Raw genomic sequence first — 16062 nt, forward strand, 5'->3', positions numbered from 1 at the left:
TAGATTAAGTAGGGCAAATACCGCGAAGCGTTGTCGGATGTATAGGTTCGGTATAGATTATGAATCGAAATTTTACCTTGGAGCCAAGCGATGCCTAGTACCCGCAGGCAAACCCGAGCAACCGCGGGGGACGAGCTGTTCCCGATCCGCACGGTCGCGGATCTCACCGGCGTCAATGCCATCACGCTGCGTGCCTGGGAGCGGCGCTATGGACTCGTCAAGCCGGTACGCACTGACGGCGGGCAGCGCATGTACCGGCGCGAAGAGATCGAGCTGATCCACCGCATCGTCGGCCTGCTCGACCAGGGGATCCCAATCGGTCGGGTTGCGCTCGCACTTGCCGGCGCCGCGCAAGCTGACAAACGTGCGCGCAGTTCCTTGTGGGACGGGTATCTGCAGCGCATCGTGGGCGCGATCGGCCGCTTCGACGAGGACGAGGTGGAGGAGGTCTACAATTCGGCGCTCGCGCTGCATCCAATGCCGCTGGTCACCGACCGGCTGCTGCTGCCGCTGTTATGTGAGCTCGGCCGTCGCTGGGAGACCGGTCAGGGCGGCATCGCGGAAGAGCATTTCTTTTCGGCCTATCTTCGCAACAAGCTGGGTGCGCGCTTTCACCATCGCAGTCGCACGGGCCAGGGCTGCCGCTTGCTCGTGGCATGCCTCCCGGGCGAGCAGCACGAGTTAGGCCTGCTGATGTTCGCGCTGCTTGCCGTCGACCGCGGGATGCAGGTCGTCATGCTGGCGGCGAACGTACCCCTGTCGGAGCTGCCCGAGGCTGCGAAACGGGGCCGCTGCGAGGCAATCGTCCTGTCAGCGACGGTGACGCCGTCGCGCGAGGTCTTGACGCGAGAACTCCCGTTGATGGTGAATTCTGCGCAGGCGCCGGTTTTTGTCGGTGGTGTGGCATCGATTCGAGAACGCGACGCGATCGTCGCCAGCGGCGCCGAGCCGCTCGGCACGGATGTCCCCGCGGCGCTAGACAGGATTGCGGCGGCCCTGGCGAAACAGGCTGATGCGTGAGTGGGAGACTAAGGCATGGGATCGTTTATGTGAGCGCGCTCAAAGCGACCTCGACGAGTTGTCTGCCCGCATCGAGGAGCTTGCCGCCGCTCGCCCTTTGCTAATTACCGCCTTCATCTGACCGAAGGGCATCTCGGCGGGACACCACCGAATGCAGTGAACATTTGTTCCAGGCGCGTATCAGCACGGTCATGCTCTGGCGTGAGTAGAACTGGTCACGCTGCGGTCTGCGTGTTGCAGGCGAGCGGAAGGAGCGCACGAGGTGTTGAAATCGAGACGACGTCTGATTGCTATCGGCTTAGTGATTGCCGCGACGATTCAACTCGCCCCGGCACGCAGCAGCTCTGCTGGGATAGCGCGCGGTAATGACCGTTTGGAGGGCGCCCTGTTTCGCTCGTTCCTCAGCCCGCTGTCGAGCCGCGGGCAAGGCGTTCTCGATAGGTTGAATGGCGTATCCAAAGCGATAGAAGCGGGCTGGTACTTCTTCGTTGACCCGCGCCTGCGCATCCTTGATTGATCCGTCGGCAGCAATCGTGAAGCTGACGACAATGCTTCCAGTCCAGTAGAGGTCATCACGGCGGAAGGTGCGCGGCTCGCTGAAGCTGCTCACTGCGTGCCGTCGCACTCAGGGGAGGGTGGAAGGTACGTGGAGTGATTGAACACTCTAGTGCACGGTGTCGTTCTGGAGTACAACGCCCTCAATCCAGACACGCTCCTTACCCCAAGTGTGATGTTTCTTCCCCGGGTACACGGAGCGGTAGTGGGTGGGCAGGAATGCTTCGCGCAAAGCAGGAGTGTGCCCATGCAGTCTTCAGCCTCTCGCGTCGTTGGTGTGGCAACGGGTATCGCCGTGACACTAGTATCGTCATCTGGGGGCAACGCCCAGTCGGCAACAGGACCATCTGCTGCGCCGCATGCCTTGTCGGCGCAGGAATCCGATCCTAAGGTGCTCGGGTGGATGCAGGGTTTTCCCCCTCCTGAAGACAAGATCATCACTCAGCCCGATTCCGTCTATTTCAGCTTTCCAAAGTTGCGCTGGTCGGTGTGCCATTTACGTGAGCTCCTGCCGACGGAGGAAGTCAGTCGAGGACTGCATGCCGCTGTTCCGCTTCAATATGTCGTGACGCAGGCACTGGCGCACGAACGGGAAGCGATCGACGCACTGCGCTTCTTGCCGATCGGCGGCGAGAGGGAGATGACGTGGGAACAGTCGCTCTATGCGAACTACACGGACGGTATGCTGATCCTGCACAAGGGCAGGGTCGTCTATGAACGCTATTTCGGTTGTCTCGACCAGGCCGGCAAACATGCGGCCATGTCGATGACCAAATCGGTGACCGGTCTCCTGGCCGAAATCCTGGTCGTGGAAGGGAAGCTCGACGACAAGGCCCTCGTCTCCGCAATCGTTCCTGAGGTTGGTAAAAGCGCGTTTTCCTCTGCCACGGTGCGGCAGGTGATGGACATGACAACGGGCATTCGCTACTCCGAGGATTATTCGGACCCTAATGCCGACATCTGGGTCTACTCGGCCGCCGCCAGCCCTCTGCCGAAGCCGAAGGGGTACAAAGGCCCCAATGGCTATTGGGAGTATCTGCAGCAGGTTCAGCCGGAGGGCAAGCATGGCGAAGCGTTCCACTACAAGACGGTCAACGCGGACATGCTGGGTTGGATCATCGCGCGCATCAGCGGCAAGGCCGTGACCGATCTCGCCTCCGAGCGGTTATGGCGCCCGATGGGTGCGGAACAGGACGCGTATATGACGGTCGATGCCAAGGGCGTGCCCTACGCCGGAGGTGGTCTCAGCGCTGGGCTGCGAGATCTCGGGCGGTTGGGTCTCTTGATGCTGAATGAGGGTGTCATCAATGGTGAGCGGCTGTTTCCGGCCGAGGTCGTGCAGAAGATTCGTGCAGGCGGCGATCCCGCGAAGTTCGGCACTGCGTATCCGGCGCTCGTGGGTGGGAGCTACACCAGCATGTGGTGGGTGTACCCCGGACAGGACGGCGTCATCGCTGCCCGCGGCGTGCATGGGCAGACGATCTACGTAGATCCGTCGGCGCAGATGGTGCTGGTGCGCTTCGCATCGTTCCCGAAGGCGCAAAATCCGTTGATCGATCCCACTTCGCTCCCAGCCTTTCGAGCTGTGGCAGCGTACTTGAAGTCTCGATGAGCGATGAGCCGCTCGGCCGGGCGATGGCGATGCGCGCGGTGGCACAGCTTCGCGGAGTCGCAATGTCAGTGTAAGGATCCGCACCCCAGGCTCGATAGTTCGCATCCGCTGAGTATCGACCGAAAAATCGGCGAAACTCAAAATTTGGTCGGGGTGACAGGATTTAAACCTGCGGAGCCGTCAGACCATGAGGAGGCAGAGCTACCAAGCGTGACCAGCAGGTCACCTGCTCGACTTCGCGATACATTCAGCCGTCAACGGCTGCGGTTACGTCGATCCTCGACCATACGATCGATGATGGTCCCGGCCTCGTCCACGACCAGGCGAAATCGGCGTCGCGCGTAGAAGAATGTGAGTCTGTAGCGACCTGCGTCCTCATCGACGCCGCGCTCACATAAGCTCGTGATTCTTCGCCGACGCATGCCCGCCAGGACCTGGGTGGGATGGATACGGAGGCCCTCGGCAATCTCCGCTGCATCAACGCTGAATTCACCGTCTTCAAGTACCACTGCGGTCATTGTCGATAATCTCCGTCTGATGCCTCTCTCGGACCCCGACTCGGCAGAGTGAATGCGTGAGCAGGCAAGCGATCGCAGTCAATGCCGATGCGAGGAGGCTGCCGGCGAGTGATCGAAGGCGTCACGATAGTCATGCAGAGTGCTGAGGATTTGCGCGAGCGCGGCGTCGGAGGAGGAATCCTCTTGCAACTGACGGGCAGCCGCCAGTACCCGGGCGATCAGCATGTGCAGCGCTGCATCCGCCTTCGGCGGGAGTTTGCAATGCTCGATGATGTACGTGACGTTCTGCTCGATGGTGCGGGCGAGCGCCAGGGAGCGCTCGCGCGAGAGAGGTGATGACGTACTGGGCTGCTCGACAGCCGCTTGGATTCGCGACATGCCGATACGCAGGGGCTCGTCCGTCGGCCATCGCTCACCGTCAGGCCGCGCAACTGTAGTGTCGCGGCCAGAGCTGTGAGCCTCATGCACATCGTGAGTCGTCGCGGACGTCGACAGCTGGTCGGAGGCGGATGTCGCGAGGCTCGCGGTTGAGAGCGCGCATGCAAGCAGAATCGTTACAGTCGCTCTAGTCATTTCCAGCCCCTCTTGTGCTGCCGACGCTCGAATCTTTCGTCTCTGCATGATCGGAGCATAGATGTCGAATGTTCGGCGCGCACTGATCCAGATCAGGTGGTCAGGGCTGTGCAACGGACCGAAACTCAATGAGCTTCGCCTCCCATCAGCCAGCCCAAAGTCAAGCTGGCAGAGGCTCTTCTCCGAGGGCGCCGGTGCGCAGAACCCAGCTCGGTTCCAGGTGCAACGACGAAGGGCCGGAGTCATTGGCATAGCTTTCGCTTCAGGGTGTCGAACGCGTCGCTCAGCGCCACATACACGTCGGCATGGGTTTCTCTTGCGAGTCGTTCGCTATGCACATGCAGTGCGTCGCCGGGGATCTGCGCGTCGATCTTCACAACAAAGGGCGACCCGTGGCGTTGATGCTTCGCGGGCGCCTCGACGACCACCTGGCACCGGGTGATGCGTCCGTGGAATCGTTGAAGACGCTGCATGAGGTCGAGCACGCGACCACGCACGGCTTCCGACGGCTCCATGTGCCGAAAAGTGACTTGGACGGGGACTTGTACCAGCTGATGCATCTTTCATCCTCCATCGAAAGAACTGACAGGTCGGCGAGGGCGCACTCTTGCTATTGGTGAGAAGGCAGCTGCAAGCCGCGGGCGTGCCGCGCTGGCTGCATCGAGGTCCACACGAGCCAGCTCAGTGGCAGCAGAATCATTGCGTAGGTCAGCCACTGTCCATACAAACCTTCCGGTCCATACGGCTCGGTGACCATGTGCCAGTAGCCGTTGTTGATGGGCAGCAGGCCGGATTCGGTGAGCTCATGAAAGCCGTAGACCAGGAGCTGCACAACGAACACGAGCAGGAAGACGGTGGTCACTTGCAGGAATCGCACGAGATTGATGCGATGACCGAGCTTGACCCACAGCATCGCCAGCACCGAGGCCGCCACCAGTCCCAGCATTCCGCCGAAGAAGAACGGGCGCGTCGATGTCTGCACGTAGGTGGCTGACAGCAGTAACGCGGCCTCCATCCCTTCACGGGCGATCATCAGCACGGTGAAGGCGAACACGCCCATGAAGGCCCAGGCGCCTTTTTGTAGCGCTGCCTGCTCGATGCGCCCCTCGATATCACGCTTCATGGACTTCGAGGTGCGAAGCACTTGCACGGTGAAGGTCGCCACGAGCACGGCCGTGAACAAGGCGAGGACACCTTCCCATAGCGGCTGATTCTCCGCTTGCGCGAACAGCAAGGAGGCGAGGTAACTGGCGAGGAGGGCCACGCCGACACCGAGGTGAACCGCCCGGCCGAGCGCTTCTCGACCGGTCTTGCGCAGGTACGTGAGTGTGATCGCGACGATCAGGAAGGCTTCGATACCTTCACGCAGCGTGATCATGAATGCATTAAACATGAGACAGCCACCTCCTCAAGTCAGCGGGTCCGGTCGAGGACCGAAACAAAAATCATTATCACGAGCGAAACCAAAAAAAGAGCCGTCGCCACGTGCGGCCTTTGCCATCGAGTGCGGCGCGCTTTAAGGGCGCTGGAATACGAGCGAGGCATTGGTACCCCCGAAGCCGAAGCTATTGGACATCACGGTATCGACCCGAAGCTGCCGCGTTTCCTGCAATATAGGGAAGCGCGCGCACGCGGCGTCCAGTTGCTCGATGTTCGCGGACCCTGCAACGAAACCGTCTCGCATCATCAGCAGGCAATAAATGGCTTCCTGCACGCCTGCGGCGCCAAGGGAATGTCCCGAAAGCGACTTGGTCGAAGAAATGAGAGGAGCGCCCTCTCCGAACACCGAGCGTACGGCTTCCAGCTCGAGCACATCACCCAGCGGCGTCGAAGTGCCGTGAGTGTTGAGATATTCGACGGGGCGACGCACGTGTGCCAGTGCTTGCCGCATGCAGCGCGCGGCGCCTTCGCCGGACGGCTGAACCATGTCGTGGCCGTCGGCCGTGACGCCATAGCCCACGAGCTCGGCATAGATGCGCGCCCCGCGTGCCTGCGCGTGTTCCAGCGATTCCAGAACGAGCATGCCGCCGCCGCTGGCAATCACGAATCCGTCCCGCAGCTCGTCGTAGGCACGCGATGCGCGTTCAGGGGTGTTATTGCGCGACACCGATAACGCGCCCATTGCGTCGAACAGCCCCGTGAGAGACCAATGTTCCTCTTCGCCGCCACCGCAAAACATGATGTCTTGCAGACCGAAGCGAATCTGTTCGGCCGCCGCACCGATGCAGTGAGCGCTCGTCGCGCAGGCCGAGGTAATCGAGTAGCTCACGCCCTTGATGTGAAAGGCGGTGGCAAGGCAAGCCGCGACGGTGCTGCACATCGTTCGCGGCACACGGGTGGCGCCGACCTTTCGGACACCTCGTTGTCGCAATGTATCTGCCGCGTCGACGACGTTCGCTGGGGAGCCGCCGCCGGTGCCGGCGATGAGGCCCGTTCGGCAATGACTCACCTCGTCCGGACTGAGCCCGCTATCGGCGATCGCTTGAGAGAGAGACACAGCGGCAAACGCAGCCGCATCCCCCATGAAGCGCCGGTCACGCCGATCCACCAGCGCCTCCAGATCGATCTGCGGAATGCCGGCGATCTGGCTGCGCAAGCCGACCTGCGCATACCCCGGCATCGCGCGGATGCCTGATTGGCCTTCGGCGAGGGCGCGGCTGACAGTGTCGAGATCGTTGCCCAGGCAGGAGACGATGCCGATTCCAGTGACGACAACCCGACGCATCAGGCGACCCCGCCGCGGATGATGCCGTCTTTGAATAACCCAACGCGCAGACCCTGCGCGGTGTAGATCTTCTCGCCATCGGCGCTCAGCGAACCATCGCCCGTCACCATGATGAGCTTGCGCGCGATGACGCGTTTGATATCGATCTGATACGTGACCCGGCGTACCTGCGGCAGCACCTGTCCGAAGAAGCGCACTTGATCCACGCCGAGCGCGCGACCCAAGCCGCGATGTCCATCCCAGGCGAGATAAAATCCGATGAGTTGCCACATCGCATCGAGGCCCAGGCAGCCTGGCATCACCGGATCGCCGCGAAAGTGACAGTCGAAGAACCAGAGTGACGGATCGATGTCGAGCTCGGCGCGCACTTCGCCCTGACCGTAAGCACCGCCCGATTGCGCGATGTGGGTGACGCGATCAACCATCCGCATCGGCCCGATCGGCAGCCGGGGCGTGTTCGGACCGAACAAGTCACCTTCGCCGCAGGCGATGAGCTCCTCGCGATTGAATGAGGATTGGCCTAGGGCTGCGCCGATGTCGCGGCGGGCGATGGGTTGGTGCTGCATAGGACTTGATTAGAGCGCGCGTGTAGGATCGATGTCTTGATTCAGATCAAGGCAAGCCCCGATTAGTCAACGACGCGGGCTTGTCTCCATCTGCAATTGCTGCCAAAGCGCATTGCCCCGTTGCGTCACTTCGGGACTCATCGCCAACGGCCGGCCCCAGCGCCGCCGTGTTTCCGCAGGCCACTTGTTCGTGGCGTCGATGCCGAGCTTCGAGCCCAGCCCCGCAATCGGGCTTGCGAAATCCAGGTAGTCGATCGGCGTGCGTCGCACGAGGTGTGAATCGCGCGCCGGATCGACCCGAGTGGTCATGGCCCAGATCACCTCCTGCCAGTTGCGCACGTCGATGTCCTCGTCGGTCACGATCACGAACTTGATATATAGAAACTGGCGCAAGTAGGACCAGACGGCTTGCATGATCTGCCGACCATGGCCCGCGTACGCCTTGCGGATGCTGACGACCGCGAGTCGATAGGAGCAGGCCTCCGGCGGCAAATAGAAATCCGCGATCTCCGGAAAGCTGCGCTGGAGCATGGGCACGAACATTTCGTTCAGCGACATCGCGAGCATCGAGGGCTCATCCAGCGGCGAGCGGCCCATGTAACCGCCGTGATAGAACGCATCCCGCCGCAGCGTCATGCGCTCGACGGTGAGCACCGGAAAATGTGCCTGGTCGTTGTAGTAGCCGGTGTGATCGCCGAACGGTCCTTCGAGCGCTGTGTCGCCGGGTGCAATGTGACCTTCCAGAACGATTTCTGCGGTGGCAGGCGCATCCAGTCCGACACGGGTGCGGAAGACTTCGCTACGGCGACGACGGAGCAGGCCCGCGAATTGGAACTCGGACACGCTGTCCGGAATCGGCGCGGTCGCAGCGATCAATAACGCGGGATCCGCACCAAGAGCAACGACCACCGGAAATGGCTTGTCCGGATGCGTCTTCTGCCAGTCACGAAAATCCAGGGCGCCGGCTCGGTGCGTGAGCCATCGCATGATCACGCGGTTGCGGCCAATCACTTGCTGCCGATAGAGCGCGACGTTTTGCCGAGGCTTGCGCGTGCCGCAAGTAATAACGAGACCCCAGGTGATGAGCGGCCCGGCATCCTCGGGCCAGCACGTCCAGACAGGCAGGCGCGTGAGGTCAACCTCGGGACCGGATAGCACGCGATCGACGCAGTCGAGCCCCGACGTCACGCGGGGTGTCGCTTTGAGCAGCGGCAAGAAGGCTGGCAACTTTTCCAACAGCATGGCCGGCCGGTCCGGCCACTGCGGCTCCCGCAAGAAGCTCAGCACCTCACCGAGCTCACGCAGTTGGCGCACATCGTCGTAGCCGAGCGCGGCGGCGATCCGGGCGGTCGTGCCGAATAGATTGCCGAGCACGGGCATGTCATGACCCTGCGGTCGCTCGAACCAGAGCGCAGGGCCGCTGGCACGCAAGCTTCGCTGGCAAAGCACGGTCATTTCGAAGCGCGGGTCGACCGTGAACGGCACGCGCTTGAGTTCGCCGCGCTGCTCCAGATGCGCAAGGAAGTCGCGCAGACTCGGATAGCTCATTGCGAGATCCGTTTGACGCGGATCAAGAGACTGCGCTCATCGATGTGGCAGAAGGGGACTTTCGACTGCTGGAGACACGCATGCTGCATCCCGCCCGACTCGCGTGCCGTATTCTGCGAATCGTTCCTCAGCCGCTGACCACGCGCGTCGTAACGACGATGGTGAATCACTTGCTGCGAGGGCAGCCGATGGCAGATCGCCTGGTCGAGTTGTCCGGGCGCCGCTTCCGCCTCGAGATCGAGGATGTGCCGGTCGCCTTGACGTTCGAGATCACGAATCTCGGACTGTGTGCTTCGCGGGCGGAACCACATGTCACGATGCGAGGGGCGACGACGGACTTCGCGGCCCTGGCGCTGCGTCAGGAGGATCCCGACACATTGTTCTTTCAGCGCCGCCTGGTGGTGGGGGGAGAAACGGAAACCGGTCTTCATCTCAAGAATCTGCTGGATGGCTGGGAATACGATTTCGATGGACACGTCAACTCGACGCTGCCGCGGCCGCTGGCAGCGCTCGCGATGCAGGCAATGTCGGCCGCTCGTTCGCTGCGTGCGCTATCCCGGCTGCGCCGTCCAGGTAGCCATCGCAGTAGCCGCCGGGAAGAAAGGAGGAGGGGAGCGTAGCGCTGCTGTCGCCGAGCACGGCCGCGCGAAACGCCTGCACAATCTCTGGGAAGTCGCGCGATTGCGGCGACAGCCGCAACACATCGACGCCCGCATTGCGCAGCTTGGGTAAATGCGGCAGCAGGTTCTGTGTCGCGGCCGATTGTGTCTGGATACCGTTCAAGGTGAGAAAAGGCTGCCCGTCGCGCGTGTACACGGTCGTGCCATCGGGGTGCGCCGCACAGATGAACTCACAATCATCCTTGGCGCGACGTTGGGACCGCGCCGTGAAACAGCGCGCCGAAAAGGCGAGCGGTAGGCGCCCGTAAGCAAACATTTCGACCTGCAGGTTCGGCGGGCGCAGCTCCGCGAGTGCCGCGACGATCGCAAGCGGCAGCTCGACCGGCGCAACCCAGCGTTGCGCGCCGTGTCGCGCGAGTAAGTTCAGGGTGGCCTCGTTGTAAACATTCAGGTGAGGGCCAGCCACGAAAGGATGGCCTGCGAGGTATTCCACGCACGCGTAGTCGTTGGCTTCGACAAGTGTGTCTGCACTCTCCGCGATGCGAGCCAGCGTGGCGAGCTCCGATTCCGCCTCGATCAATGCAAGCGTCGAGATCACAACTTGCTTCCCGGCGGAGCGCAGCATCCCAGCCACGCTCTGCCATTCCTCTTTCTGAAGTAGACGGCGCTTGCTGCAAACGACTTCGCCGAGATACACGATGTCCACTGGCGCTTCGCACAGCGACTCGTAGAAGCGCAGCACCGCGCCTCGCTCCCAGAGATACAGGATGGGTCCCACGGAGAGTTTCAACATCGGTCTCATTGCCAGGGGCGGTGGTAGGCACCGAGGGTATGCGTGCGGCCTTCGGCCAGATGGTCGAGTGCATCGGTGACGGTGGGGGGCACGGCGGCGCTCGTTCCATCAAGGCAGTGATCCAGGGCACGCCGCATGACTCTCGTGACCTGTGCCACGTATGCCGGTGAGCGCTGTCGCCCCTCGACCTTCACTGCGCGAATGCCGGCCGCAATCAGTCGGGGCAATACGTCCAACGCGTTGAGTGCCGTGGGTTCCTCGAGCGCGTGGAACACGTCATCATTCACACGGAAGCGGCCCTTGCACAATGTTGGGTAACCGGCGGCCTCGCCCGGCGCATAGCGGTCGATGAGCACGCCGTTCAGGCGCGACTGGCGTCCCTCGGGCGTTTCTTCCCAGCGCACGGCCTGTGCCGGCGAGCAGACGCCTTGCATGTTGGGGGAGTGACCGGTGGCATAGGAAGAAAGTGCGCAGCGACCCTCGACCATGACGCACAAACTCCCGAAGCCGAATATTTCGATCTCCACCGGCGTGCGCCCGATCAAGCGTTCGACCTGCGTCGCGGAGAGGACTCGCGGCAGCACGGCGCGCTGGATGCCGAACTGGCGTCGATAGAACTCGATGGCGCGCCAATTCGTTGCCGAGCCTTGCACGCTCAGATGCAGCCGCAGGCGCGGGTGATGCTCACGTGCATATTTCATGAGTCCCGGATCGGCCAGGATCAAGGCATCCGCGCCTACCGTGACGGCAGCGTCGACAGCGGCGGTCGCAGCCGCCCAGGACTTCGGCATGGGATAGACATTCAATGCAATGAACACGCGCGCACCCGAGAGGTGCGCATGTTCGATGCCGGTCGCGGCGTCATCGATGCTGAAATTCAGGCCCGGGAAATTTCGTGCATTGGTTTCTCCGCGAAAGCCGATGTAGACCGCATCGGCGCCATGATCGACAGCGGCACGAAGCGCGGGGAGGGAACCCGCCGGGCAGACCAGCTCGACGCGTGAGGATGGTTCGACTTGCATCCCACGCACGTTATCGCGCCGGCAGCGGCTGTTCCTTGATTCAGGTCAATTCAATGAGTGGGGGTGCTCGATGCGAGTGCCAGGACCGTCACCAGGTTACCTTCGACATGGATCGCGCGCTCTCGATGCAGCCGCTGCATCAGACGGCTGACCGTTTCGACGCGCGTGTCGAGCAGATTCGCCAGTTCTTGCCGGCTCAGGCCGAGCGAGAACCGATGACCGTCCAGGCCTCGCTGTGACAGCCGCTGTGCGAGGTCGAGCAAGAACGTCGTGACTCGCTGGCGCACCGGCCCGCGTGCGGGATGGTCGCGCGGTACCGCTGCACGGCTGAGCAGCCGCAACAGCGCCGAACCGAGCTGGCGGACCCGAGCACTGTGCTCGCCCAGCATCGGCAACGGCAACTCGCAACAGACAACGCGGCTGAGTGCGATCGTGTCGCACGCGTAGGTGCCCGAGCCGAAGCTTTCGAGGCCGAGCACTTCTCCCGGTGTGTGAATCGCCAGTACGGCTTCGTCGCCTTCCTCAGTCACCCTTACGGTTTTGACCATGCCTTGCCGGATCGCATAGATACTATGCACAGGCGTTCCGGCACGGAACAGCGACGCCCCCGGTTCGATGGTGCGCAATGCGCCGCTCGATTGCCGGGCGGCGCCGGTCTCGAACGCGATCAACCCGCAAAGTCGACAGACCTCATTCAGATCACAGGAGCCACAGGCGATCGGTCCCACGGCCTGCCCATCCATCGGTAGTCGTCGTCGGAGGGTGCTCACGGCGATTTTCGTTTGATATCCGTCAAGGGTGTGCGAGCGTTATACACAGCGTACCTCGCCACCGGCCTTGATCTAGATCAAGTGGCACATCGATCGTGCGACCTACACTCACTCAGGCCCCATTCGACGGCTCGAATTATCGCAAGAGTGATCTTTGAATGCGCGCGATGTCGCTGAAGTTGCCAGGCTCTGATTACGGCGTTGCGGAACATGCGCATCGCTATAGCCGCGTCGCGCGGCTGATGCCGCACGCCGAATGGGACGCGCACTACGAACTCGTCGCCTCGATTGAGGCGCTCAAGCGCAAACGTAATGCGGTCGTGCTGGCTCACAACTATCAAAGGCCGGAGATTTTCCATGGCGTGGCCGATGTGCAGGGCGACTCGCTCGCGCTGGCGCGCTGGGCCGCGCAGTCGGAGGCGGATGTGGTTGTAATGTGCGGCGTGCACTTCATGGCCGAGACCGTCAAGCTGCTCGCGCCCGATCGCACGGTGTTGATTCCCGATGCGCAGGCGGGTTGCTCGCTCGCCGATTCCATCACTGCGGAGGATGTGCTCGCCATGAGAGCGCGCCACCCCGGGGCACCGGTTGTTTGTTACGTGAATACCAGCGCGGCCGTCAAAGCAGCGAGCGACATCTCCTGCACATCGGCGAACGCGGTTCAGGTAGTCGAAAGTCTCGGCACGCCCGAAGTGATCTTTGTGCCCGATCAGTATCTTGCCGCGTACGTGGCGGCGCGTACGCGCGTGCGTATCCACGCCTGGCGGGGGCGCTGTGAGGTGCACGAGCGTTTCACAGGGGATCAGGTGCGGGACTATCAGCAGCTCACGAAGGCGTTCGTGCTCGCGCATCCAGAGTGTCCGGAGGACGTGCAACAGGCCGCCGACTACGTCGGGTCCACCTCGGGCATGATCGATGCCCTTCACCGCCATCGACCGGCGCGCGCGGTGCTAATTACGGAGTGCTCGATGAGCGATAACGTCTGTAGCGCCTTTCCTGAAACCGAGTTCGTGCGACCGTGCAATCTGTGTCCGCATATGCAGCGAATCACGCTTCAGAACATTCGGGATTGTTTGCAGCGGATGACGTCGGAGATCGAGATTCCGCGGACGTTCGACATCGCCGCACGCAGGACCGTGCAGAGCATGCTTGAGCTCGATGGAGCTCGACGCGCATGAGCGCCCTGGATACCGATGTATTGATCGTTGGCGCGGGGGGGGCGGGGCTCATCACCGCGCTGAATGCCAGCAGCCGACGCGTCTGTGTGCTCGCACCCGCTGCGTTCGAGACAACGGATACGTCGAGTGATATCGCGCAAGGCGGGATTGCCGCGGCGGTCGGCGCCGATGACTCACCGACACTTCATTTGCGGGACACGTTGCGGGCAGGCGCGCATCACAATCGGAGCGCCGCTGCCTGGCGCGTGTGCCGGGAAGCCCCCGACGCCATCAACTATCTTGCCGCGCTCGGTGTGGGCTTTACCCGTGCGGCCGACGAGTGGTCACTGCACACCGAGGCTGCTCACTCCCGCCCGCGAGTGCTGCACGTGGACGGGGATGCCACGGGAGCGGCGATCATGCAGGTCTTGCGTCGCCAAGTCGCCGCTGCTGCTCACGTTGAGCGGCTTTCGCATGCTCGTGCAGTAGCCTTGCTGCGTGATACCAGTGGCGTATGCGGCGTGGCTGCCATGACCGGCAATGGGCAACTGCTCACCATCCGCGCACGAGACGTAGTCATTGCGACCGGCGGCATCGGCGGTCTCTACAGCCGCAGCACCAATCCACTCGCGGCGTGTGGTGACGGTCCGGCGATGGCACTGAGCGCCGGCGCACGCTGCGAGGATCTTGAATTTGTTCAGTTCCACCCGACGGCGCTCGACGTGGATGCAGCACCGTTGCCGCTCATGACCGAGGCGCTGCGTGGCGCGGGCGCGCGTCTTGTGAACGATGCAGGTGTCCAGTTCATGCGCGAGGTTCATCCACTGGGTGAATTGGCTCCGCGTGACGTGGTCGCGCGTGCGATCTATGCGGTCCAAGCCGCAGGTGGACGCGTTTGGCTCGATGCCACGCGCCTCACCGGCACGCGCGTTGCGGAGGCATTTCCATCGGCTTACAAGATCTGTCGTGCATATGGCATCGATGCCGATCGGGATCTTATCCCGGTGACGCCCGCGGCTCACTATCACATGGGGGGTATCGCGGTGAATCTCGACGGCCGCGCCAGCCTGCCGCGACTGTGGGCGGTCGGAGAGGCGGCATGCACCGGTCTGCACGGAGCGAATCGGCTGGCGAGCAACTCCTTGCTGGAGGCAGTGGTCTTTGGGCGGCGCGCGGCACAGGCTTTGAATCGGCAGCCGCCCGGGCCTGAGAGACTGAGTGACGTGTTGCCACCGCTGCCAGCCATAGCGGATGAACGAGCGGATTGGACGGCACCGCGAGAGTTGCGTGAAATCATGTGGCGCCGCATGGGATTGGTCCGCAACGCGAGCGGAATTGCCGAAGGCCTTTCCCTAATCGCACACCTGCGCGAGCAAATCCCGCCCACTCGTATGTTGTCCCATTCACGGTTGCTGCTCGCGGAACATATGATGCTCGCCGCCGCGCGCCGGCTGAGTAGTTGTGGCGCGCATTATCGAAGCGACTGCGCTGACTCTAACGCCAAACTGTCTGACGCACGCGCGCGTCGAGGACCGCTCCCACGCCGCAAGCATTCGGCGTGGGCAGCCCGCGCCGCAGACCGATGCTCGTTTTCCACCTGATCCAGATCAACGCAGGCAAGAAACGAAGAAGAGCATGCTTGCGCTCGACGACATCACGGTCTGTCGGAGCGTTTGCACATGAGTTATCCGGTCCTCCTGACGTTGCATCTGTTCGGTGCGCTCGTGTTCATTGGCACGGTGTTCTTTGAAGTGTTGATGCTCGAAGAGGTCCGCAAGTACGTCGAACGCGATGCCATGCGAGCGGTCGAGCAGGCGATCGGCCGACGGGCTCGTCGCATCATGCCTTGGGTTCTCCTCGTTCTGTACGGCGCCGGCATAGGCATGGCTTGGACCTATCGTGCCGTGCTTGTCGATCCATGGCGCAGCGGGTTTGGGACGCTTCTCGCGCTGAAGATTTTGCTCGCAATCAGCGTGCTTGGCCATTTCGGCACGGCCATGACCTGGATGGTGCGGGGGCGGATGTCGTTGCGTCGCTCGCGCATCATTCATCTCAGCGTGTTCGTTCACATGGTCGCCATCGTCCTGTTGGCGAAGGGCATGTTTCATGTCGGCGATTGGAGCCTGTAAATGAGCGCTCGTCGTCCGCGCGGCCCGCCAGGACGATGCTGAACGAGCCCACTATCAGCGACTCTACGGATGCCGTCACGCCTTCGCCGTGTGTTCCTGCGCTTGCCGGTCGTGAGATGGTCGCAAAACGCGGGCCCTCGCGCGGCGGGAGCGCGAGGGCGTTCTTTATTGAAATGGTTTCGGTTGAACAATCTTAGGGTGTCGTGACTGCGTAGTCGGCCTGGGCGACTTCTCTTTGACCAGGTGCACGACTCGATCTTTCGGGACATGGGTGTCGACGAAGGCTCTCACGCAGGCGTCGACCGCCCGGTCGGCCGCACCCGCCTGGGATGTCACAGGCGCTGACACCAGCGCGAGCAGCCCGGAGACGGCGATTGCGATTCGGATGCGCATGGTACTTACCTCGTGTTGCAAAGTTCGTAAGGCAGTATCGTCCTCGCAGCCGGGGAGGCAT

General features: G+C 62.4%; 16 protein-coding genes and 1 pseudogene. 6 read left to right on the forward strand and 11 right to left on the reverse strand.

Features of this window, described 5'->3' with window-relative positions; genetic code table 11:
• Positions 1–90: 90 nt before the first annotated feature.
• The gene (locus EK373_RS20135; RefSeq protein WP_129645482.1) at positions 91–1020 is read left to right on the forward strand and encodes a MerR family transcriptional regulator; all 930 of its coding nucleotides are present in this window, start codon (positions 91–93) and stop codon (positions 1018–1020) included.
• A 298-nt stretch (positions 1021–1318) separates the two neighbouring features.
• Here the strand turns inward: EK373_RS20135 and EK373_RS20140 are convergent, their stop codons facing one another.
• The gene (locus tag EK373_RS20140; RefSeq protein ID WP_129645483.1) at positions 1319–1630 is read right to left on the reverse strand and encodes a hypothetical protein; all 312 of its coding nucleotides are present in this window, start codon (positions 1628–1630) and stop codon (positions 1319–1321) included.
• 192 nt (positions 1631–1822) lie between these two features.
• Between EK373_RS20140 and EK373_RS20145 the strand changes: the two genes are divergently transcribed.
• A complete protein-coding gene (locus EK373_RS20145; RefSeq protein WP_129645484.1) occupies positions 1823–3187 on the forward strand; it encodes a serine hydrolase domain-containing protein in 1365 nt (454 codons plus the stop codon).
• Between the two features lie 254 nt (positions 3188–3441).
• Here the strand turns inward: EK373_RS20145 and EK373_RS20150 are convergent, their stop codons facing one another.
• The 7 genes from EK373_RS20150 to EK373_RS20180 all read right to left on the reverse strand — a co-directional run bounded on the left by EK373_RS20150 (position 3442) and on the right by EK373_RS20180 (position 9117).
• The gene (locus EK373_RS20150) at positions 3442–3705 is read right to left on the reverse strand and encodes a DUF6522 family protein (RefSeq protein WP_129645485.1); all 264 of its coding nucleotides are present in this window, start codon (positions 3703–3705) and stop codon (positions 3442–3444) included.
• A 78-nt stretch (positions 3706–3783) separates the two neighbouring features.
• Positions 3784–4083, reverse strand: a complete 300-nt coding sequence (locus tag EK373_RS20155) for a hypothetical protein (protein ID WP_129645486.1) — start codon at positions 4081–4083, stop codon at positions 3784–3786.
• A gap of 437 nt (positions 4084–4520) precedes the next feature.
• The gene (locus EK373_RS20160; protein WP_129645487.1) at positions 4521–4838 is read right to left on the reverse strand and encodes an HPF/RaiA family ribosome-associated protein; all 318 of its coding nucleotides are present in this window, start codon (positions 4836–4838) and stop codon (positions 4521–4523) included.
• A 50-nt stretch (positions 4839–4888) separates the two neighbouring features.
• Complete coding sequence (locus EK373_RS20165; protein WP_129645488.1) at positions 4889–5671, reverse strand: FTR1 family iron permease; 783 nt, start codon at positions 5669–5671, stop codon at positions 4889–4891.
• Between the two features lie 123 nt (positions 5672–5794).
• The gene (fabB, locus tag EK373_RS20170) at positions 5795–7003 is read right to left on the reverse strand and encodes a beta-ketoacyl-ACP synthase I (protein WP_129645489.1); all 1209 of its coding nucleotides are present in this window, start codon (positions 7001–7003) and stop codon (positions 5795–5797) included.
• Positions 7003–7569 carry a bifunctional 3-hydroxydecanoyl-ACP dehydratase/trans-2-decenoyl-ACP isomerase gene (fabA, locus tag EK373_RS20175; protein WP_129645490.1) on the reverse strand — a complete coding sequence of 189 codons (567 nt, stop codon included), beginning with the start codon at positions 7567–7569 and terminating at the stop codon, positions 7003–7005. Before fabA ends, fabB begins: the two co-directional genes overlap by 1 nt.
• 66 nt (positions 7570–7635) lie before the next feature.
• The gene (locus EK373_RS20180; protein ID WP_129645491.1) at positions 7636–9117 is read right to left on the reverse strand and encodes a UbiD family decarboxylase; all 1482 of its coding nucleotides are present in this window, start codon (positions 9115–9117) and stop codon (positions 7636–7638) included.
• Between the two features lie 158 nt (positions 9118–9275).
• Between EK373_RS20180 and ubiT the strand changes: the two are divergent.
• Positions 9276–9521 (forward strand): annotated as a pseudogene (gene ubiT / locus EK373_RS34330) (ubiquinone anaerobic biosynthesis accessory factor UbiT); the annotation flags it as partial.
• 73 nt (positions 9522–9594) lie between these two features.
• Here the strand turns inward: ubiT and ubiV are convergent.
• Genes ubiV through EK373_RS20200 form a run of 3 tightly spaced genes read right to left on the reverse strand, consistent with a single transcriptional unit; the run spans position 9595 to position 12322 of the window.
• Positions 9595–10530, reverse strand: a complete 936-nt coding sequence (gene ubiV / locus EK373_RS20190) for a ubiquinone anaerobic biosynthesis protein UbiV (protein ID WP_198683461.1) — start codon at positions 10528–10530, stop codon at positions 9595–9597.
• 5 nt (positions 10531–10535) lie between these two features.
• Positions 10536–11552, reverse strand: a complete 1017-nt coding sequence (gene ubiU, locus EK373_RS20195; RefSeq protein WP_129645493.1) for a ubiquinone anaerobic biosynthesis protein UbiU — start codon at positions 11550–11552, stop codon at positions 10536–10538.
• Between the two features lie 50 nt (positions 11553–11602).
• Positions 11603–12322: a Crp/Fnr family transcriptional regulator gene (locus EK373_RS20200; protein WP_129645494.1), complete on the reverse strand. Its 720-nt coding sequence runs from the start codon at positions 12320–12322 to the stop codon at positions 11603–11605.
• Positions 12323–12489: 167 nt separating this feature from the next.
• Between EK373_RS20200 and nadA the strand changes: the two genes are divergently transcribed.
• The 3 genes from nadA (at position 12490) to EK373_RS20215 (ending at position 15608) form a co-directional block, all read left to right on the forward strand.
• On the forward strand, positions 12490–13500 hold the full coding sequence (gene nadA / locus EK373_RS20205; RefSeq protein ID WP_129645495.1) for a quinolinate synthase NadA: 1011 nt from the start codon (positions 12490–12492) through the stop codon (positions 13498–13500).
• Positions 13497–15080 (forward strand): L-aspartate oxidase, encoded by a 1584-nt coding sequence (locus tag EK373_RS20210; protein WP_129645496.1) that lies wholly within the window; start codon positions 13497–13499, stop codon positions 15078–15080. The genes nadA and EK373_RS20210 overlap by 4 nt, the downstream gene beginning before the upstream one ends.
• A 78-nt stretch (positions 15081–15158) precedes the next feature.
• The gene (locus EK373_RS20215; RefSeq protein ID WP_129645497.1) at positions 15159–15608 is read left to right on the forward strand and encodes a CopD family copper resistance protein; all 450 of its coding nucleotides are present in this window, start codon (positions 15159–15161) and stop codon (positions 15606–15608) included.
• The last annotated feature ends 454 nt before the right edge of the window (positions 15609–16062 follow it).

The organism is Peristeroidobacter agariperforans (genome assembly GCF_004138335.1).
In the GTDB taxonomy this organism is placed as follows: Bacteria; Pseudomonadota; Gammaproteobacteria; order Steroidobacterales; family Steroidobacteraceae; genus Steroidobacter; species Steroidobacter agariperforans.